The sequence below is a fragment of the Streptomyces sp. NPDC051555 genome (assembly GCF_044454405.1).
Classification (GTDB): domain Bacteria; phylum Actinomycetota; class Actinomycetes; order Streptomycetales; family Streptomycetaceae; genus Streptomyces.
The window spans coordinates 143,497-162,317 of the sequence record NZ_JBITDP010000012.1 but is presented as its reverse complement, the minus strand read 5'-3'; the positions used below and the strand labels follow the sequence as shown (position 1 = coordinate 162,317).

Sequence of the window (18,821 nt, the reverse complement as noted above, 5' to 3'; positions counted from 1 at the left end):
GGTCATCGGTCCTTCGGGTCGAGGATCCACAGACCCAGCACGACCAGGAAGGACAGGAACAGGAATCCCGCTCCCCACCAGGCCGTGTGGGTGTTTCCCTTCATCCACTCGTTGACGGTCACGGTCAGCGCCCAGAGCTGGCCGATCACCACGGTGAGGGCCAGGGCGAGACGGGCGTTGAGCTTCGAGGAGCGCTCCGGTTCCTGCTCGGTCCCGGCTCCCGGACCGGGGCCCGTGTGCCGGATCCGGGGGTCGCCGTAGCCGCTGGTGGCGCGGATCTGCGGGTAGCGGTCCCGGACCGGCCGGTTGAGCCGGGGCTGGGCGCTGCCCGGCCGGTAGTCGGGCGGGGGAGGCAGCTGGGGGTCGCTCATGTCCGCCTGCTCTCGGTGGCGCGGTCGCCGCCCGGGCAGCCCAACCGGGCGGCCATCTCGGGGCGGGCGTCGCTGAACTGCCGGCACAGGGCGTCCTTGGCCGGCTCTCCGGACCGGGCGGTGGCCACGGCCCAGACGCTCCCGTCGACCTCCTCGCTCAGGAAGACCTTGGGGAGCGGGCGGGGCGGCGGGCCGGCGGTGACCTCGCCGGTGCGGGCGTCGAAGACCCCTTCGTGGCAGGGGCAGTAGAGCTCCCCGTCGACGCCTCGGTCCTCGCGCCACAGCACCGCGCAGGCCAGGTGGGTGCAGACGGCGGAGTAGCCGACGAGGCTGCCGTCCTTGAGGCGTACGGCCACGGCCCGGTCGTCGTCGCCGGGGAAGCGGAAGGCCACGGCCTCCCCCGGCGGGAGCAGGTCGGCGACCTTCTTGGCCTTCGGCAGCGTCTCGTTGTCGCCGTGCCGGTGCAGGATGCCCGCGGCGACGCCCACCCCGCCGATGGCCAGGCCGCCGGAGACGGTGGCGACGATGCGCAGGTAGTCGCGCCGGGTGGTCAGCGAGTCGGCGCTGATCCGGTCGCGCAGCTGCTCGGCGGCGGCGTCCACCCCCGTATCGGGGCCGTGGTCGCCTCCCGGCGCGGGAGCGGGCTGTTCGGTGACGCTCATCGGACATCCACTCCGTTGATCTCGACGACGGGGAGCCCGCCCGGGACGGGCCACTGCACCTTGTCGGCGGGCACGACCATCGCCACGCCGGTCTGGACGACCACGTCGCCGAAGACGAAGGAATCGGCTACCTGGACGCCGGGGCGCTCGGCCTGGAGTTCCTCCAGGGTTCCGTAGAACAGGGCGCCGGTCGGGCAGACCGTGGCGCACATGGGGGCCAGGCCGTAGGCGGTGCGGTCGTAGCAGAGGTTGCACTTCATCTGGAGCTTCGCCTGGAGGTCGATCTTCGGGACCCCGAAGGGACAGGCGTTGACGCAGTTGCTGCAGCCGATGCAGCGGGTGGTGTCGGCCTGTTGCACCACGCCGTCGGCGGTCACCAGGATCGCGTCGGCGGGACAGACCTCGGCGCAGGGCGCGACCGGGTCCTCGCAGTGCATGCACACCGTGGGAAGGGAGGCGACGGACATGCCGGGCTCGGTGTAGTCCAGGTGGATCATCGATTTGCCGCGGTGCGAATCGCATTCGCGGCAGGCGGAGACGCAGGCCTGGCAGCCGATGCAGCGTCCGGGGTCGATGAAGATCGTTCTGCCCATCATGGCGCGATCAGCTCCTCTCCGCCGTGCCGCGACCCTGGGGGGCCGTGGGGGGCAGGGGGTCGGTGCGGGACACCTGGGTCTCCGGGTAGGCCTCGCGACCGGGGGCCGTGGGCGGGGCGGGGACCTCGTCGACCCGCTCGGCCGACTCGATCCGGGCGGCGCAGACCTTGTACTCGGGGATCTTGGAACGGGGATCCAGGGCGTCGATGGTCAGGGCGTTCGCCGCCGTCGGGACGGGCCAGTGGTAGGGGATGAAGACCGTGTCCGGCCGGATCGCCTCGGTGACCAGGGCCGGGAAGACCTCGCTGCCCCGGCGGGTGACCACCCGTACCGGATCGCCGTTGCGGAAGCCGTGCGAGGGGTGGACCTCCACCCACGGGCGCGGGGTCTGCTCGACCAGGGCCCCCAGCCGGCGGGTCTGGTTGCCTGAGAGGAAGTGCGCGACGGTGCGGCCTGTGGTGAGGGAGAGCGGGTACTCCTCGGTGTAGGCGTCCATCGGCGGATGCCATTCGACGACCTGCATGTGCACCTTCCCGTCCGGGTGGAAGGTCTTGCCGCCCTCGAACAGCCGGGGAGTGCCCGGGTGGTCGGTGGTGGGGCAGGGCCAGGCGATGCCTCCGGTCTCCTCCAGCCGCTCGTAGGTGATCCCGTAGTAGTCGTTGACCGTGCCGGCGGAGGCGATCCGCAGCTCTTCGAACACCTCGCGGGAGCCGGGGAAGTCGAACTTGTCGCCGACGCCGAGGCGGCGGGCCAGTTCGCACATCACCCAGGTGTCCGTGCGGACCCCGGCGGGCGGCTCCTGGGCCTTGTTGTGCTTGACGACGCGGGCTTCGGTGTTGGCCATGACGCCCTCGTCCTCGGCCCAGACGGTGACCGGGAAGACGACGTGCGCGTTCTCGGCGGTCTCGGAGAGGAAGAAGTCGAACTGCGCGTGGAATTCGAGGGTGTCGTAGCCCTCCTTGACCGTCGCGTAGTTCGGGAGCGAGACGAAGGGGTTGTTGCAGATGCCGATCAGACCGCGGATCTCGCGCCGCTGCATCTGCCAGACCATCTCCATCATGGAGGTGCCGGCGTGCGGGAGTTCCGATTCCTCGATGCCCCAGATCGCGCAGATCTGGCGGCGGTGCTCCTCGTTCATGATGGAGCGGCCACCGGGCAACAGGTCGGACTTCTGGCCGTGTTCGCGGCCGCCCTGGCCGTTGCCCTGGCCGGTGATCGTGCCGTAGCCGGCGCCCGGCTTGCCGAGGTTCCCGGTGGCCGTGCAGAGGTTGATGATCGACAGGCAGTTCTCGACGCCCTGGGAGTGGTGCTCGACGCCGCGCGCGTGCATGGCCATCGCGCTGCCGGCGCCGGCGAACATCCGGGCGACCTGGACGACCTGGGAGGCGGGGATCCCGCAGATCTCGGCGGCGCGCTCGGGCGGGTACTGCGCGGCGGTGGCCTTGACCTCCGCCCAGCCGGTGGTGTGTTCGGCGAGGAAGGCCTCGTCGGTCAGGCCCTCCGCGACCACCACGCCCAGGACGGCGTTGAAGAAGGCCGAGTCGGTACCGGGCTTGAGGGCGACGTGGACGTCGGCGGTGCGCGCGATCGCCGTCTCGCGCGGGTCGACCACGATGAGCGAGGCCCCGCGGTCCCGGGCGCCCCACACGTACTGGGTCATGACGGGGAAGCACTCCCCCACGTTCGACCCGGCGATCAGCAGGCAGTCGGTGAGCAGGATGTCGGAGAAGGGGTTGCCCGCCCGGTCGATGCCGAAGGCGAGCTTGTTGGCGCCGGCCGCGCTGACCATGCACAGCCGCCCGTTGTAGTCGACGTGCCGGGTCTTGAGCGCGACCCGGCCGAACTTGCCGACCAGGTAGGTCTTCTCCGAGTACAGGCTGGCGCCGCCGAGCAGCCCGAAGGCGTCGTTGCCGTGTGCGCCCTGGATGCGCCGGATCTCGGCGACGGTGTGGTCCAGCGCCTCGTCCCAGGACACCTCCTTGAAGGGTTCGTCCCGGGAGCGGCGCAGCAGCGGCGCGGTCAGCCGGTCGGGGTGGTTGACCTGCTGGTAGGCGTTGATGCCCTTGGGGCACAGGCGCATCCGGTTGATGTCGTGGTTGCGCGGTTCGACGCCGAAGACCTTGCCGCCCTTGTCGACGCGCAGGTACATCCCGCACTGCACGCCGCAGAAGCAGCAGTGGGTGGGGACGAGGGTCTCGCCGTTCTGGTCCGCGTGCCACTGGTCGGCCGGGATGCCGCCCGCGTCGCGGAAGTTGCGGGTGCCGGGCGGGGCGAGGGAAGGGTCGAGCGGGATGCGCCGCGTGCTCACTTGAAGCCCTTCTTCACGTGGTTGAGGTACGCGCCGCCGCGCAGCACCCGCTTGCAGCGGGGGCAGTATTCGGCCCAGGCGTCGAAGTTCAGGTTCAGGTCCTTCATCGTGCCGCGCAGGTTCTCGACGTACGGGGCGGTGTCCACGGGCTCCCCGCACCGCTTGCAGGCGAAGATCTGCTCGTCCTGGCGGGCGGTGTACTTGAAGAGCTGCATCCCGACGGCGGCGGGCCGCTGCACGATGTGGAAGAACTTCCCGAAGGGGATGTAGATGAGCGTGAAGACCACCGAGACCATGTGCAGGATCGCCAGGAACTCGTAGCCGCCGCCGTGCAGGAAGATCGAGGAGAAGGTCAGCAGCAGCCCGGTCACGGAGATGACGATGAGCATGATCAGCGGGAGCAGGTCGTAGGCGAAGCGCTGCCCGGTGATGGCTCCGCGGTCCTTCATCCGGCGCCACAGGAAGTAGGAGGCGCCGGGGATGACGAGGACGGCGGCGATGTCCAGGCCGTGGAACATCAGCCAGCCCGCCACGCTCAGCGCGTCGTAGCCGAGCACCTTGAAGCCCCAGATCCGCATCTCGTAGCCGGGGCCCGTGGCGTTGCCGGAGGTGAAGGTGAACCAGCCCCAGGTCAGCGGGAAGGTGATCGCCGCGGCGAGGATGCAGCCCCAGAAGATCATCTGGTGGGCGGCCCAGCGGGCGTGCGAGCGGGCGCCGAGGAACTTCTGGAAGCCCAGGTAGGTGGCGATCATCTTCGGCAGGGCGGTGGGGGCCTTGCGGAAGTTGGCGGCCGAGAAGAGGCTGCCGAACCCCTTCTTGAAGAGGCGGCGCGCGCCGGGCGCGGAGACCCACACGGTGTAGCGGTAGGCGACGCCGAAGGCCAGGAAGACGGTGGCGACGGCGTACGGCAGCAGCGCGGAGTCGAAGTCCCGCAGCAGCCGGCTGCCGAGCACGATCGCCACGATCAGCAGCAGCGAGACCGTGGCGCCCGCCAGTGTGGCCCGGGCGGTGACGGACCGCCCGACCGCGGGCCGCGGCCCCGGCCGCACCTGCGGCGGGGGCGCCTCGTCGGGGGGTGGCGCTTCGGCGAGTACTTCTGAAGGCTCGGGCACAGGACCACGCTAGGCCGTATGTCCTGATTCAGCCCGCTATGAACCCTCTCGCGTTGAGCCATTGGAGGGAGGGGCGTTCACGAGGCATGGGCCATCAGACGGCCAGCAGGCCCTGCGCCGCGAAGACCGCCTTGGCCCGCGCGACCTGCTCGGCGCTGGGCGAGGGCGTGTCGTGCAGGGAGAACTCCATGTCCAGCGCCTCCCACTTGCTCTCCCCCAGCTTGTGGAAGGGCAGTACGTCGACCCGCGAGACGTTGCCGAGGCCCGCGGCGAAGGCCGCGACGCCCTCGATGTTCTCCTGGGCGTCGGTCAGCCCCGGCACCAGCACGAACCGCAGGTGCACCTCGTTGCCGAGGTCGGCCAGGCGCCGGGCGAAGTCGAGGGTGGGCTCCAGCGGGCGGCCGGTCACCTTCTTGTAGGTCTCCCGGTCCCAGGACTTGATGTCCAGCAGGACCAGGTCCACGTCGCGCAGCAGCGCGTCGGTGGCGCGCGCCCCCAGGAACCCGGAGGTGTCCAGCGCGGTGTGCAGCCCGAGGTCGTGCTTCATCCGGTGCAGCAGCTCGCCCGCGAAGACGGGCTGGAGCAGCGGCTCGCCGCCGGAGATGGTGGCGCCGCCGCCGGAGGCGGTGATGAAGCGGGTGTACTTGCGCGCCTCGGCGATCACGTCGTCGGCCGAGGTCCGCTTGCCGCTGCGCATCCGCATGGTGTCGGGGTTGTGGCAGTAGAGGCAGGCCAGCGGGCACCCCGCGAGGAAGGTGACGAAGCGGGTACCGGGACCGTCCACGCCCGTCGACAGGTCCCAGGAGTGCACGGAGCCCTCGCTCGGCCGCTGGGTCGCGGCGGCGGCGGGGGTCTGCCCCGCGCTGACGGGGGCGGCTCCGAAGGGGACGGCGTTGGCGGCGCCGACGGGGATGTTCGTACCGAGCAGGACGGTCATGGCAGGTGCTCCAGATTCGAGGGGCTGATCTGGTGTCGGGCGGTCGACCCCGGTGTGGTCCCCCGGAATGGGGCGGTCGACGGTTGGATGCGCGCGGTCCCGGGGCCGGTGCGGGGGAGCCCGGCCCCGGGCCGCGCGGTCTGTGGGCGCCCGACCGGATCCCGTGGGGACCCGGCCGGGCGGACCGGCTCTAGAGCGAGCCGTGGAAGGTGCGGTTCAGCACGTCCATCTGCTGGGCGCGGGTCAGCCGGACGAAGTTCACCGCGTACCCGCTGACCCGGATGGTCAGCTGCGGGTAGTTCTCCGGGTGCTCCATGGCGTCCATGAGCGTGTCGCGGTTGAGGACGTTCACGTTCATGTGGAAGCCGTCGCTGGCCATGTAGCCGTCGAGCACGCCCGCCAGGTTCTTGATCCGCTCCTCGGGGGTGCGGCCCAGACCGTCGGGGGTGACCGTGTTGGTCAGCGAGATGCCGTCCTCGGCGTCCTCGTACGGCAGCTTCGCGACCGACAGCGCGGAGGTGACGTAGCCGTGGGTGTCACGGCCGTTCATCGGGTTGGCGCCCGGGGAGAACGGCTCGCCCGCCCGGCGTCCGTCCGGCGTGTTGCCGGTCTTCTTGCCGTAGACGACGTTCGAGGTGATGGTCAGCACGGACTGGGTGTGCTCGGCGTCCCGGTAGGTCGGGTGCTTGCGCACCTTCTTCATGAACTCCTCGACCAGCCACACCGCGATGGCGTCGACCCGGTCGTCGTTGTTGCCGAAGGCCGGGTACTCGCCCTCGATGGTGTAGTCGGTGGCCAGGCCCGTCTCGTCGCGCACCGGGGTGACCTTGGCGTACTTGATCGCGGCCAGCGAGTCGGCGGCGACCGAGAGGCCCGCGATGCCGCAGGCCATCGTGCGGCGCACGTCACGGTCGTGCAGCGCCATCTCGATGCGCTCGTAGGCGTACCGGTCGTGCATGTAGTGGATGACGTTCAGCGCGTGGACGTAGGTCGAGGCGAGCCATTCCATCTGCTCGTCGAACTTGGCCATGACCTGGTCGTAGTCGAGCACCTCGGCGTCGAGCGCGCCGGTCGAGGGGCCGACCTGGGCGCCGGACTTCTCGTCCCGGCCGCCGTTGATCGCGTAGAGCAGGGTCTTGGCGAGGTTCACTCGGGCGCCGAAGAACTGCATCTGCTTGCCGACGGGCATCGCCGAGACACAGCACGCGATGGCGGTGTCGTCGCCGAAGCGCGGGCGCATCAGCTCGTCCGACTCGTACTGGACCGACGAGGTGTCGATCGAGACGCGGGCGCAGTACTCCTTGAAGCCCTGCGGCAGCTGCGGCGACCAGAAGACCGTCATGTTCGGCTCGGGCGCCGGACCGAGGTTGTAGAGGGTCTGGAGGTAGCGGAAGGAGCTCCGGGTGACCAGCGGACGGCCGTCCTCGCCCATGCCCGCGATCGACTCGGTGACCCAGGTGGGGTCGCCGCTGAAGAGCTCGTCGTACTCGGGGGTCCGCAGGAAGCGCACGATGCGGAGCTTGATGATGAAGTCGTCGACCAGCTCCTGGGCCTGCTCCTCCGTCAGGAGGCCGGCCTCGATGTCGCGCTGGAGGAAGACGTCGATGAAGGTGGAGGTGCGGCCGAGCGACATGGCCGCGCCGTTCTGCTCCTTCACGGCGGCGAGGTAGGCGAAGTACAGCCACTGGATCGCCTCGCGGCCGCTGGTCGCCGGGCCGGCGATGTCGTAGCCGTAGGAGGCCGCCATCGCCTTCAGTTCGGCGAGCGAGCGGATCTGCTCGGAGAGTTCCTCGCGGAGCCGGATCGTCTCCTCCAGCGAGCGGTTTCCCGCGGGGAGGGCGTTCAGCTCCTCCTTCTCGTCCTTCTTCACCGCGATGAGGCGGTCGACGCCGTAGAGGGCCACGCGGCGGTAGTCGCCGATGATGCGGCCGCGACCGTAGGCGTCGGGCAGGCCGGTGACGATGCCGGCCTTGCGGGCGGCACGGATGTCGGGGGTGTAGGCGTCGAAGACACCGGCGTTGTGGGTCTTGCGGTACTCCGTGAAGACCTTCTCCAGCTCCGCGGAGACCGGGTAGCCGTAGGTCTCCAGGGCGCCGGCGACCATGCGCCAACCACCGTTCGGCATGATCGCGCGCTTGAGCGGGGCGTCCGTCTGGAGGCCGACGATCAGGTCCTTGTCGCGGTCGATGTAGCCCGGGGCGTGGGCGGTGATCGTCGAGGGGATGTCGTGGGCGACGTCGTAGACGCCCTTCTCGCGCTCCTCGGGGAACTTGTCCGTGATCGCCTTCCACACAGCGGTGGTGCGCTCGGTGGGGCCGGCGAGGAAGGAATCGTCACCCTCGTACGGCGTGTAGTTCTGCTGGATGAAGTCACGGACGTCGATGGCGTCGCGCCACAGACCGCCCTTGAAGCCGTTCCAGGCTCCGTCGTTCTTCGTGGTTTCCGCAGGGGTGACAGTCATCGCCCGCACCTTCCGAGTCGCCTCATTGCTTACCTCCATTCCACGCCTTTTGATCGATCATTTGGCGCGGCGTTGGTCCTGAGCTGGAGCCCGAAAGTCCCCTCATCCCCGACCTCAAGGGTCCCCTACCCGCACTGACCTGGCATTTTGAGCAGGTCGGAAGTCCTTCGTGCGCTTGTGAAAGCTTTCACAAGAATCTCGGACCGGTCAGACAATCTGAACCAGAGCGAAGCCTGTGGATACCGCGACGCACGTCGTGATCAGCCCCGGCAGCATGAAGGAGTGGTTCACCACGAAGCGGCCGACCCGGGTGGTGCCGGTCCGGTCGAAATTGATCGCCGCGATGAAGGTGCCGTAGGTGGGGAGGAGGAAATAGCCGTTCACGGCCGGCCACATCGCGATGAGGAGGGGGGCCGGGATACCGAGGGCGATCCCCAGCGGCATCAGCGCCTTGGTGGTCGTGGCCTGACTGAAGAGCAACGCGGAGAGGAGCAGCAGCATGATGGCGAAGAACCAGGGGTGGTCCTGCGCGACCCCGCCGAGCGCACCGGTGATCCGGGCCTCGTTGGCGCCGATGAAGGACAGCCCCAGCCAGGACAGCCCGAAGACACCGATGACGGCGACGAGCCCGGACCGGGCCACCTCCGTGCCGGGTATCCGCAGCGCGTCGACCCGGCACAGCAGCAGGATCAGCGCGGCCACGGCCATCATCAGGATCTCGATGGTGGCGGGCATCGACAGCGGCCCCTTGGCCGTCTCCGGGCGCAGCCCCGGGAAGAGACCGCTGATGACGACCGCGACGGCCCCACCCATGAAGAGATACGCCGACCAGCGCGCCCGGGGCCGCAGGGCCGGCGCGGCGGCGGCCGCGGCGGGCGGCTCGATCTCCCCGGCGGCCAGTCGGCGCAGGTACTCCGGGTCCTCCCCCAGCTCCTTGCCGATCCGCGACTGCACGGTGGCCGCGACGATGACGCCGAGCAGGGTGGCCGGTACGGCGACGGCCATGATCCGCGGCAGGTTCCAGCCGTCGCCGTCGAACATCACGATCATGGCGGCCATGGCGGCGGACACGGGGGACGCGGTGATACCGAAGGTGGCGGCGATGGAGGAGACGGCGATGGGCCGCTCCGGACGGACACCGCCCTCGCGGGCGACGTCGTGGATCACGGGGAGGAGGGGGTAGAAGACGTGGGCCGTGCCGGCGCCCAGCGTGAAGGCCCAGGAGACCAGGGGGGCCACGAAGACCACCCGGCTGGGCTTGCGCCGGATCGCCTTCTCCGCGAGCCCGACGAGGTAGTCGATGCCACCGGCCGCCTCCATCGCCGCAGCGGCCATGATCACCGCGAGGATGATCAGCATGACGTCGACGATGCCCGAGGTGTCGGCGGGCGTGACCCCGAAGAAGGTCGCGAGCACGAAGACCCCGACGGCGCCCCAGAGACCCATGGCCACACCGCCCTTGCGGGACCCGAGGGCGATGGCCGCCACCATGACGGCGAGCTGCGAGAACATGCCGAGCACGGACGTGACCTTCCGATCGAGCGGTGGGGGGACGGACGAACGGACCGGGCCCCCTCCTGGGGATCGCGCGGATCGGGCGCGCGCGATACGAAGGAGACGGCCCGGCCGTCGGACCAGCTCAGGCCAGGAGACGGCCCAGTGGGGGGCTAGGGGGTCCTAGCTGGGGGCCTCGGCGCCCTTGCGGGCGTAGAAGTACCAGGCCACGACCACGCAGCTCGCGTAGAAGGCCACGAAGCCCCACATCGCGCTGGTCACCGCGAAGTTCGCGAACATCGCCGGGATGAAGAAGAAGCCGTAGGCGGCGATCGCGGCGGTGAAGCCGGTGACCGCGCCGGACTCGATCTCAGCCTGCTTGAGCGCGGCCGCGTACTGCGGGGTGCCCTCGGTCAGACCCTTCAGGTGCTGGCCGCGGAAGATGACCGGGATCTGACGGAAGGTCGAGCCGTTGCCGATGCCGGAGAAGAAGAACGCCGACAGGAAGCAGAAGAAGAAGCCGTAGAAGGAGCCGGTGTCGGAGCCCGCGGGGAGGAAGGTGATCACACCGATGATCGAGGCGCCCATGCCCACGAAGGACAGGATCGTGACCCGCGCGCCGCCCAGCTTGTCGGCGATCCAGCCGCCGCCCCAGCGGGCGAGGGCGCCCAGGGCGGGGCCCATCCAGGCGTAGGTGGCGACCGAGTACGCCGGGAAGGTGGTCTTGATCAGCAGCGGCAGGGCCGCCGCGAAGCCGATGAAGGAGCCGAAGGTGCCGACGTACAGCCAGGTCATCACCCAGTTGTGCTTGCGCTTGAAGATGACCTTCTGCTGGCTGAAGGGGGTGGAGGCGACCTTCAGATCGTTCTGGCCGAACCAGGCCACCGCCGCGAGGACCACCAGCACCGGCACCCAGACGAAGGCCGCGTTCTGGAGGTAGATCTCCGAGCCGTTCGCCTTCTTCTGGCCCGCGCCGATCGCCAGCACCGAGGTGGTGATCAGGATCGGGGTGAGCAGCTGGACCACGGACACGCCCAGGTTGCCCAGGCCGCCGTTGATGCCGGTCGCGTTGCCCTTCTCCTGCTTCGGGTAGAAGAAGCCGATGTTGGCCAGTGAGGAGGAGAAGTTGGCGCCGCCGATGCCGCAGAGCGCGGCGATCGCGACCATGGTGGTGTACGAGGTCGAGGTGTCCTGGACCGCGAAGCCCAGCCAGATCAGCGGCACGATCAGGACGATCGTGGAGAGCGCGGTGAAGCGGCGCTGGCCGATCATCGGGCCGAGGAAGGTGTAGAAGATGCGGGCGGTGCCGCCCGTGATGCCGGGGACGGCCGTCAGCCAGAACAGCTGCGACTGGCTGAAGCCGAAGCCGACGTCCTTGAGGTTGGTGGCCGTGATGCTCCAGACCTGCCAGACGACGAAGGCGACCAGGAGCGCCGGAACCGCGATCCACAGGTTGCGCGTGGCGACCTTCTTGCCCGTGGACTGCCAGAAGGACGGATCCTCCGGAGTCCATTCGGTGATGGTGCGGCCGGGCCGGTACTGCGCCGGGTCGGGCGCGAGGGCGCGGCCGGTCGTTGCCGGGGGCGCATCCTGGGTGGCGGAACTCATGGCAGTGTCCTGAACGTTGTGAACTGGTGCTGAGGGTCCTGACGTATCCAGGATCCGCTCGCCGACCCGCCGCGCGTCAGGGGAGAACGTCGCGTGGGCGACAGGACAAGGTCCTGCCGCCCACAGTGCGTTGGTCGCGCCCGCGACGTGCCGTACGGCTACCCGCGGCCGGCCGCTGTGCCCGCCCCTACGCCCGCCCGGCGCCGTTCCGCGCCCCGCCGCGCGGCGCCGTCACGGCTGCGTCCGCAGGACCGGCAGGACCGGCAGGGCGACGTCCGGGTCGTCCAGGCAGATCCCGGTCCGCAGGTCGAAGACCTGCTTGTGCATCGGCGAGGTCACCACCGGGACGCCGTCCCGGGTGCCCATGATGCCGTTGGCGATCACGTCGGCCCCGGAGAAGGGGTCCCGGTCGCCGACCGCGTACACCGTGCCCGCGCGGTCCTTGAAGACGGCCGCCCGGCTGCCGTCGGGCAGCACCACCGCGCGCCCGCGCCCCGGCTCCAGCGCACCGGCCCCGCCGAAGTCCACTCCCCCGACACCCGAGCCGTCGGGCGCCGCGTCCACGCCGTCGGTGGTGACGGCGCCGCGCGCCGGGGCCCCGAAGCGTTCCAGCGCCGCCGGGTCCTCCAGCACTGCCTGCCATTCGTCCTGGTAGGCGGACACGTGCCGCTCCATCTGCGCCTCCAGCTCCGCGCAGATCCCGAGCTCGTCCTCGATCAGCACCGACCTCAGGTGGTCCAGGCCCGCGCCGCTGCCGCCGAGCCGTTCGACCCACGCGGCGGTGCGCTCCAGGCGTTCGCCGGTGCGGACGTAGTACATGAGGAAGCGGTCGATCAGGGCGAAGAGTTCGCCGGTCGCCAGGTCCGCGGCCAGCAGGTCGGCGTGGCGCGGGACGGCGCCGCCGTTGCCGCCGACGTACAGGTTCCAGCCCTTGCTGGTGGCGATGATCCCGATGTCCTTGCCGCGGGCCTCGGCGCATTCGCGCACGCAGCCCGAGACCCCGCCCTTGAACTTGTGCGGCGTGCGCAGTCCCCGGTAGCGCAGTTCCAGGTCGATGGCGAGCTGGATGGAGTCGCCCTGCCCGAAGCGGCAGAAGCGGGCGCCGACGCAGGACTTGACCGCGCGCAGGGACTTTCCGTAGGCCTGGCCCGATTCGAAGCCGGCTCCGCCGAGGCGGCGCCAGATGTCGGGCAGCTGTTCGGCGCGGGCGCCGAAGAGGCCGATCCGCTGGGCCCCGGTGATCTTCGTGTAGAGCCCGTAGTCCCGGGCGACCTCGCCGATGGCGATGACCTGGTCGGCGGTGATCTCGCCGCCGGCGACCCGCGGGACGACCGAATAGGTGCCGTCCTTCTGCAGGTTGGCGAGGAAGAGGTCGTTGGAGTCCTGGAGCGCGGCCTGCTCGCCCTCCAGGATGTGCCCGAGGCCGAGGTCGGGGGCGAGGGTGCCGAGGATGTTGGCCACGACCGGCTTGCAGACGGCGCAGCCTTCGCCGCCGGCGCCGTGGGTCTCCAGCAGTTCGCTGAAGCTGCGGATGTGCTCGGTGGCGACCTTCTCGTAGATCTCGGCGCGGGTGAGCGTGAAGTGCTCGCACAGTCCGCGGGCCTTCTCGATGCCGGCCGCGGCCATCTCGGCGTCGAGCACGGCCTGCAGGGTGCCGAGGCAGCCGCCGCAGCCGGTGCCCGCCTTGGTGCACTTCTTGATGCCGCCGAGGTCGGTCAGCGACTCCTCGGCCACGGCGGTGCGGACCTGGCCCTTGGTGACGTTGTGGCAGCTGCACACCACCGCGTCGTCGGGCAGGGCGTCGGCGCCGGGCAGCTCCATGCCCTCCGTGGAGGGGAGGATGAAGGCCTCGGCGGGGCCGGGCAGCATCCGTCCGGCGTGCGGCCTGAGCGAGCCGTACGCGCCCGCGTCGCCGACCAGGATCCCGCCGAGCAGTGCGCCGTCGGGGCCGAGCAGGAGCTTCTTGTACACGCCTTCGCGGGCGTCGGAGAAGACCACGGAGACGGCGCCGTCGCGGCCCTCGGGGGCGAAGGGGTCGCCGAAGGAGGCCACGTCGGCGCCCATCAGCTTGAGCTTGGTGGAGGTGTCCGCTCCGGTGAAGGTGAGTTCGCCGGCCCCGGCGAGCGCCTCGGCGACGGTCTCGGCCATCTGGTAGCCGGGGGCGACGAGCCCGTAGACCTTGCCGTCGACGCTCTGCGCGCATTCACCGACCGCGTAGACGTAGGGGTCGCTGGTGCGGCAGTGGGCGTCGACGACGACGCCGCCGCGGTCACCGACGGCGAGTCCGCACTCGCGGGCGAGGCGGTCACGGGGGCGCACTCCGGCGGAGAAGACGACGACGTCCGCGCCGATCTCCTGGCCGTTGGTCAACCGCAGGGCCTGGGCGCGACCGTCGGGGTGGATCTGTACGCCGCCGGCGCCGACTCCGGTGTGCACGGCGACGCCCATCGACTCGATGGTGGCGCGCAGCGCGGCGGCGCCGCCGTCGTCGACCTGGAGGGGCATCAGGCGGGGCGCGAACTCGACGACGTGCGTGGTCAGTCCGAGGGTGCGCAGGGCGCCGGCCGCTTCGAGGCCGAGGAGTCCGCCGCCGATGACGACGCCCGTGGAGACGGCCGGGTCGGCGGCGTAGGCGGTGAGGGCCTCGACGTCGTCGAGGGTCCGGTAGGTGAAGCAGCCTTCCGCGTCGGCGCCGTCGATCGGCGGCACGAAGGGGTAGGACCCGGTGGCGAGCACGAGGGCGTCGTAGCCGATGACATCGCCCGAGGCGCTGGTCACCGTGCGGGCGACGGGGTCGACGTGTGCGGCGGGGTCGCCGAGGCGCAGGTCGATGCCGTGCCGTTCGAAGAAGCCGGGTGCGGCGAGGGCCAGCTCTTCGCCGGTGGATCCGGTGAAGGCGGCGGAGAGGTGGACGCGGTCGTAGGCGGGGCGCGCTTCCTCGGCGAGGACGACGACGTGCCAGCCGCCGGCGCCGGTGCGGCCGGGGCCGGCCAGTGCGTCGCGCTCGGCGAGGGCCTCCAGCAGGCGGTGTCCCACCATGCCGTGGCCGATGACGACCAGCGTCTGCGCCATGGTCCCACTCCGTCCGTTCCCGGGGCCGCGCGTGTGTCGCGCGTCGGCCGCCACCACTTCCGACCCTTTCGACGGTAGGACCGCGCGGTGGTCCCGGACTGCCGTAAAGGGCCCGGGCAGGGGGGTCGCCGGTCCCGTTCCGCACAGGACCTGTGACCTGCGGCGAAGGTCTTTGGGGGGCGTGTGGCGGGGGCGCCCGGGGCCTAGCGTGGGGGCGGGGGGGTAGGCGCCGGCTCAGGGCTCGGCGCACAGCCGTGGAGGTGGCCGTCATGCTCGTTCTCGCCGTGCACGGAAGTGCCGTCCCGGCCGCGGCCGCAACGGTTTCGCGGTTGACCGCGACGGTGGAGGCGCTGAGCGGGATCCGCGCGGTCGTGGGCCATCTCGACGTGCAGCGCCCCTCGCTCGCGGAGGTGGTGCGCGAGCATCCGGGCGCCGTGGTGGTCCCGCTGCTGCTGGGCGACGGCTACCACCGCCGGGTCGACGTCCCGGCGGTCCTGGAGGGTACCGGGTGCGTGCTCACGCCCGGGCTGAGCGGGGAGCGCGGGGTCGCGCAGGCGTTGTACGGGCGCCTGCGGGAGGCGGAGCGACGCCGCGGCCCGTACGCGCGGGCGGACGCGGTGATCGTGGCGGGGGCCGGTTCCTCGCGGCCGGGCGGGAACGACGGCACCCGGCTCTGCGCGGCGCGGCTGGCGGCGCTGCTGGAGGCGGACGGCGGGCCCGTTCCCGTCCCGGTGGTACCGGCGTACCTGACGTCGGCGGGGCCGACGGTGCCCGAGGCGCTGGCTTCGCTGCGCGGTGCGGGCTTCGGGCGGGTGGCGGTCGGGGCGCACCTCTTGGCTCCGGGCCGCTTCACGCACGCGCTGGCGGGGGTCGGGGCGTGGACGGTGTCGGAGCCGCTGGCCGATCATCCGCTGCTGGCCCGGTCGGTGGTCGACCGCTACGAGTCCGCCCGGGGCACCCGGGTGCTACGGGCCGCGCGCCTCGCTTGTTAGGGGGCGCGGCACTGGTGTGCTGGGCGGTATGGCATACGTACCGATGATCGCGCGGAGCCCCGACGAGGGTCACCGGGCCGCGACCCCGCTGGAACTGTTCTTCGACCTGTGCTTCGTCGTCGCGGTGGCGCAGGCGGGGGCGCGGTTGGTGCACGCGCTGGCGGAGGGGCACGTGGGGGCCGGTATCAGCGGCTACCTGTTCGTGTTCTTCGGGGTGTTCTGGGCGTGGGTCAACTTCTCGTGGTTCGCCTCCGCCTACGACACGGACGACGTGCCGTACCGGATCGCTGTGCTGGTGCAGATCGCGGGCGTGCTGATCTACGCGGCGGGGGTGCCGCGGGCGTTCGACGCGAACGACTGGACGATCGCGGTCGTCGGCTACCTGGTGATGCGGGTGGCGCTGACCGTGCAGTGGTTGCGGGCGGCGGCCGGCGAGCGGGGTCCGGCGCGGCGCACGGCGTTGACGTACGCGGTGGGGCTGCTGGTCTGCCAGGCGGGCTGGGTGGCGCTGCTGGTGGCCCCTGAGGGGATGCGGCGCTGGCTGTTCCTGGTGATGGTGGTGGCGGAGCTGTCGGTGCCGTTGATCGCGGAGCGCTCGCACCAGACGCCGTGGCACGCGCACCACATCGTGGAGCGGTACGGCCTGTTCACGCTGATCGTGCTCGGCGAGACGATCTCGGCGAGCACGGTCGCGGTGCAGTCGGCGCTGGACGAGCACGAGGCGCTGGGCGCGTTGCTGCCGATCGCGGCGGGCGGGCTGCTGCTGGTGTACGCGGCCTGGTGGATCTACTTCGCGGTGCCGGCCCACGAGCGGGTGACGGGCAACCGGTCGGCGCTGCCCTGGGGGTACGGGCACTTCGTGATCCTCGGGTCGGCGGCGGCGATCGGTGCGGGCATCGAGGTGGCGGTCGAGCAGGCGGTGGGCAAGGCTCACGTGTCGACGCTGGCGGCGAACCTGGCGGTGTGCGTGCCCGCGGCGATCTTCCTCGCGGTGGTGTGGCTCCTGCATTCGCGGCACTTCAAGCGGGGCGCGGCGCAGCAGCTGTTGCTGCCGGTCACGGCCTTGTTGGTGCTGGGCTGCGCGTGGACGGGTGGGCACGCGGTGCTGTGGGCGGGGCTGGTGGCCGCGCTGGCGGTCGCGGCGGGCGTGACCTTGCGGCACCGGGCGCGTTCAGAAGCGTGAGTGCGGGAGCCGTGGGGAGCGGCGGGGGCCCGCAAGGGTCCAGGGCGCCCTGGACACCCTGACCATTGGGAAGAAGGTGCGGGCCATGACGGTTCCGGCACAGCGGCACGCGGCCGACATCGATCTCGCCGATCCGGCGTTCTGGCAGCTTCCCCCCGAGGCGCGGCTGGCGGCCTTCGCCCGGCTGCGGGCGCTGGAGGGCCCGCGCCGGTTCGTCGAGCGCCCGGCGTCCTGGCGGGGGCCGGAGCGCGCGCACTGGGCGCTGGTGCGGCACGCCGACGTGCAGGAGGCGAGCCGGCTGCCGAAGGTGTTCGCGAGCGCTCCGGGGGTGACGACGCCGGAGCCGGCCCGCTGGGTGCGGGCGCTGTTCGGGGATTCGATGGTCAATCTCGACGGGGCGGACCACGCGCAGCTGCGCAAGATCGTGCAGCGCGCCTTCACACCGAGGTTGTTGGCGGCCGCGGAGGCGGACGTCCACGCGGTGGCGGCGCGGATCGTGGACGACGTACTGGCCGAGCGGCCCGAGGAGTTCGTCTCGGCCGTGTCCTCGCGGCTGCCGCTGGACGTCATCTGCAACATGATGGGGATCCCCGACGAGTACCGGGCGGAGATCGCGGACCGGGTCAACCACGCGTCGGAGAACATCGGCGTGGAGCGCGGGCTGGCGGCGCGCCTGCGGATGCCGGGGCGGGGGCTGCGGGCGCTGGCGCGGATGCAGCGGATGGTGGCGGGGATCGCCGAGGAGCGGCGCAAGAACCCGACCGACGACCTGATCTCGGCGCTGGTCTGCGCGAACGTGGACGGCCAGGCCCTGGGCGTGCGGCAGTTGGGCGCGTTCTTCTCGCTGTTGATGGTGGCCGGGGTGGAGACCACGCGCAATGCGATCACGCACGGGCTGGCGCTGCTCACGGAACATCCGGCGCAGCGGGAGCTGTTGCTCGGGGACTTCGAGGCGCACGCCGACGGCGCGGTGGACGAGATGGTCCGGCACGCGACGCCGATCATCCAGTTCCGTCGGACGGTGGTCGCGGAACACCGCCTGGGCGGGCACCTGTTCGTGCCGGGCGACAAGGTGGTGTTGTACTACGCGTCGGCCAACCGGGACGAGGCGGTGTTCCCGGATCCGGACGCCTTCGACATCACCCGCTCGCCCAATCCGCACCTGGGGTTCGGCGGCGGCGGCCCGCACTTCTGCCTGGGGGCGCACCTGGCGCGGGTGGAGATGAAGGCCCTGTTCCGGGAGCTGCTGACCCGGCCGGTCGGGCTGCGGGCGATCGGGCTGCCGGAGCTGGTGGGGTCGAACTTCGACAACCGGGTCCGGTCCCTGCGGTTCGCGTTCGACGTCTGACCCGGAGCGGCGCGGACCGGTGCGGACCGGTGCGGTCCTGCACGGACCTGAGCAGAGCGGCGCGGGCCGGCCACCGGGCAGGCTGGGAGCCCGGCGGCCGGCGGTCGGCGCCCCGCGAGCGGTGGTTACTTCTTGAGCCGCTGCACGCGCAGTACGGCGTGCGCGCTGCTGGTCAGGACCTCTTCGTCGCCGACGAACTCCTTCAGGGTGTCGGCGTCGACGGGCACCCCGGGCTTGGCCTGGGGCCAGGGGCGGGTGGCGAACAGGAAGTAGACCTGCTCGCTGTCGGCGGCGGCGGCCACCCACTCCGGCGGCGCGGTGCAGCGGGCGTTGAGGCCGATGTCCTCGCCCTCCACGGTGAGCGCGACCTGGTCGCCCTCGACCAGGATCTTCACCGGGAACTTGTGGGGGTGGACGGTGCCGTCCAGCACCTCGTCGCCGATCCGCAGCCCCAGGTGGTCCAGCAGCCCGCGGGCGGACGCCTCGCCGGCCTCGTGGCCGTGCGGGCAGTCGCCCAAGGTGTAGGCGATGAGGTAGGGGATGTCGTGCCCGTCCTCGGGATCGCCGATCCACGCGAGCACCGAAAGGGTGCCGAGGTGGGACCGGTCGATTTCGGTGTGAGTCGAAGTCATGGGCGGCACCTTAGTGCTCTTTCACCCCGCCATTTCCCGGCCCTT

Annotated in this window: 14 protein-coding genes; 3 read left to right on the top strand and 11 right to left on the bottom strand. The window is 71.2% G+C overall.

Features of this window, described 5'->3' with window-relative positions; translation table 11 throughout:
• Window positions 1-2: 2 nt before the first annotated feature.
• The 10 genes from ACIBEA_RS24280 to nirB all read right to left on the bottom strand — a co-directional run bounded on the left by ACIBEA_RS24280 (window position 3) and on the right by nirB (window position 14,621).
• Window positions 3-371, bottom strand: coding sequence for a hypothetical protein (locus tag ACIBEA_RS24280; protein ID WP_399264225.1), 369 nt, complete (start codon window positions 369-371; stop codon window positions 3-5).
• Window positions 368-1,033: a Rieske (2Fe-2S) protein gene (locus ACIBEA_RS24275; RefSeq protein ID WP_399264223.1), complete on the bottom strand. Its 666-nt coding sequence runs from the start codon at window positions 1,031-1,033 to the stop codon at window positions 368-370. Before ACIBEA_RS24275 ends, ACIBEA_RS24280 begins: the two co-directional genes overlap by 4 nt.
• On the bottom strand, window positions 1,030-1,629 hold the full coding sequence (locus ACIBEA_RS24270; RefSeq protein ID WP_399264221.1) for a 4Fe-4S dicluster domain-containing protein: 600 nt from the start codon (window positions 1,627-1,629) through the stop codon (window positions 1,030-1,032). The genes ACIBEA_RS24275 and ACIBEA_RS24270 overlap by 4 nt, the downstream gene beginning before the upstream one ends.
• A gap of 7 nt (window positions 1,630-1,636) precedes the next feature.
• Entirely contained in the window at window positions 1,637-3,937 is a 2,301-nt protein-coding gene (locus ACIBEA_RS24265; protein WP_399264220.1) for a molybdopterin oxidoreductase family protein, read from the bottom strand.
• Window positions 3,934-5,049, bottom strand: a complete 1,116-nt coding sequence (locus ACIBEA_RS24260) for an MFS transporter (protein ID WP_399264218.1) — start codon at window positions 5,047-5,049, stop codon at window positions 3,934-3,936. Before ACIBEA_RS24260 ends, ACIBEA_RS24265 begins: the two co-directional genes overlap by 4 nt.
• A 94-nt stretch (window positions 5,050-5,143) precedes the next feature.
• Window positions 5,144-5,986, bottom strand: a complete 843-nt coding sequence (gene pflA / locus ACIBEA_RS24255) for a pyruvate formate-lyase-activating protein (protein WP_399264216.1) — start codon at window positions 5,984-5,986, stop codon at window positions 5,144-5,146.
• Between the two features lie 190 nt (window positions 5,987-6,176).
• Window positions 6,177-8,447 carry a formate C-acetyltransferase gene (pflB, locus tag ACIBEA_RS24250; RefSeq protein ID WP_399264214.1) on the bottom strand — a complete coding sequence of 757 codons (2,271 nt, stop codon included), beginning with the start codon at window positions 8,445-8,447 and terminating at the stop codon, window positions 6,177-6,179.
• Between the two features lie 207 nt (window positions 8,448-8,654).
• Window positions 8,655-9,959, bottom strand: a complete 1,305-nt coding sequence (locus ACIBEA_RS24245; protein WP_399264412.1) for an anaerobic C4-dicarboxylate transporter family protein — start codon at window positions 9,957-9,959, stop codon at window positions 8,655-8,657.
• A gap of 165 nt (window positions 9,960-10,124) precedes the next feature.
• Window positions 10,125-11,549, bottom strand: a complete 1,425-nt coding sequence (locus ACIBEA_RS24240) for a NarK family nitrate/nitrite MFS transporter (RefSeq protein ID WP_399264212.1) — start codon at window positions 11,547-11,549, stop codon at window positions 10,125-10,127.
• A 231-nt stretch (window positions 11,550-11,780) separates the two neighbouring features.
• The gene (gene nirB / locus ACIBEA_RS24235) at window positions 11,781-14,621 is read right to left on the bottom strand and encodes a nitrite reductase large subunit NirB (protein WP_399264210.1); all 2,841 of its coding nucleotides are present in this window, start codon (window positions 14,619-14,621) and stop codon (window positions 11,781-11,783) included.
• Window positions 14,622-14,890: 269 nt separating this feature from the next.
• On the opposite strand from nirB, the gene ACIBEA_RS24230 reads away from it, so the two are divergent.
• The 3 genes from ACIBEA_RS24230 (at window position 14,891) to ACIBEA_RS24220 (ending at window position 18,144) form a co-directional block, all read left to right on the top strand.
• A complete protein-coding gene (locus ACIBEA_RS24230) occupies window positions 14,891-15,613 on the top strand; it encodes a sirohydrochlorin chelatase (RefSeq protein WP_399264208.1) in 723 nt (240 codons plus the stop codon).
• A gap of 28 nt (window positions 15,614-15,641) precedes the next feature.
• Window positions 15,642-16,796: a low temperature requirement protein A gene (locus ACIBEA_RS24225; protein WP_399264206.1), complete on the top strand. Its 1,155-nt coding sequence runs from the start codon at window positions 15,642-15,644 to the stop codon at window positions 16,794-16,796.
• 85 nt (window positions 16,797-16,881) lie between these two features.
• Entirely contained in the window at window positions 16,882-18,144 is a 1,263-nt protein-coding gene (locus ACIBEA_RS24220) for a cytochrome P450 (protein ID WP_399264204.1), read from the top strand.
• A 125-nt stretch (window positions 18,145-18,269) separates the two neighbouring features.
• Here ACIBEA_RS24220 and ACIBEA_RS24215 read toward each other — a convergent pair whose 3' ends face one another.
• The gene (locus ACIBEA_RS24215) at window positions 18,270-18,776 is read right to left on the bottom strand and encodes a DUF5949 family protein (protein WP_354380468.1); all 507 of its coding nucleotides are present in this window, start codon (window positions 18,774-18,776) and stop codon (window positions 18,270-18,272) included.
• Window positions 18,777-18,821: the final 45 nt, after the last annotated feature.

Excerpts from the sequence above, each read along its gene's own strand:
- ACIBEA_RS24240 (WP_399264212.1), bottom strand. The coding sequence starts at position 11,549 with ATGAGTTCCGCCACCCAGGATGCGCCCCCGGCAACGACCGGCCGCGCC.
- ACIBEA_RS24225 (WP_399264206.1), top strand. The coding sequence starts at position 15,642 with ATGGCATACGTACCGATGATCGCGCGGAGCCCCGACGAGGGTCACCGG.
- nirB (WP_399264210.1), bottom strand. The coding sequence starts at position 14,621 with ATGGCGCAGACGCTGGTCGTCATCGGCCACGGCATGGTGGGACACCGC.
- ACIBEA_RS24280 (WP_399264225.1), bottom strand. The coding sequence starts at position 371 with ATGAGCGACCCCCAGCTGCCTCCCCCGCCCGACTACCGGCCGGGCAGC.
- ACIBEA_RS24220 (WP_399264204.1), top strand. The coding sequence starts at position 16,882 with ATGACGGTTCCGGCACAGCGGCACGCGGCCGACATCGATCTCGCCGAT.
- pflB (WP_399264214.1), bottom strand. The coding sequence starts at position 8,447 with ATGACTGTCACCCCTGCGGAAACCACGAAGAACGACGGAGCCTGGAAC.
- ACIBEA_RS24275 (WP_399264223.1), bottom strand. The coding sequence starts at position 1,033 with ATGAGCGTCACCGAACAGCCCGCTCCCGCGCCGGGAGGCGACCACGGC.
- ACIBEA_RS24270 (WP_399264221.1), bottom strand. The coding sequence starts at position 1,629 with ATGATGGGCAGAACGATCTTCATCGACCCCGGACGCTGCATCGGCTGC.
- ACIBEA_RS24215 (WP_354380468.1), bottom strand. The coding sequence starts at position 18,776 with ATGACTTCGACTCACACCGAAATCGACCGGTCCCACCTCGGCACCCTT.
- ACIBEA_RS24230 (WP_399264208.1), top strand. The coding sequence starts at position 14,891 with ATGCTCGTTCTCGCCGTGCACGGAAGTGCCGTCCCGGCCGCGGCCGCA.
- pflA (WP_399264216.1), bottom strand. The coding sequence starts at position 5,986 with ATGACCGTCCTGCTCGGTACGAACATCCCCGTCGGCGCCGCCAACGCC.
- ACIBEA_RS24245 (WP_399264412.1), bottom strand. The coding sequence starts at position 9,959 with ATGTTCTCGCAGCTCGCCGTCATGGTGGCGGCCATCGCCCTCGGGTCC.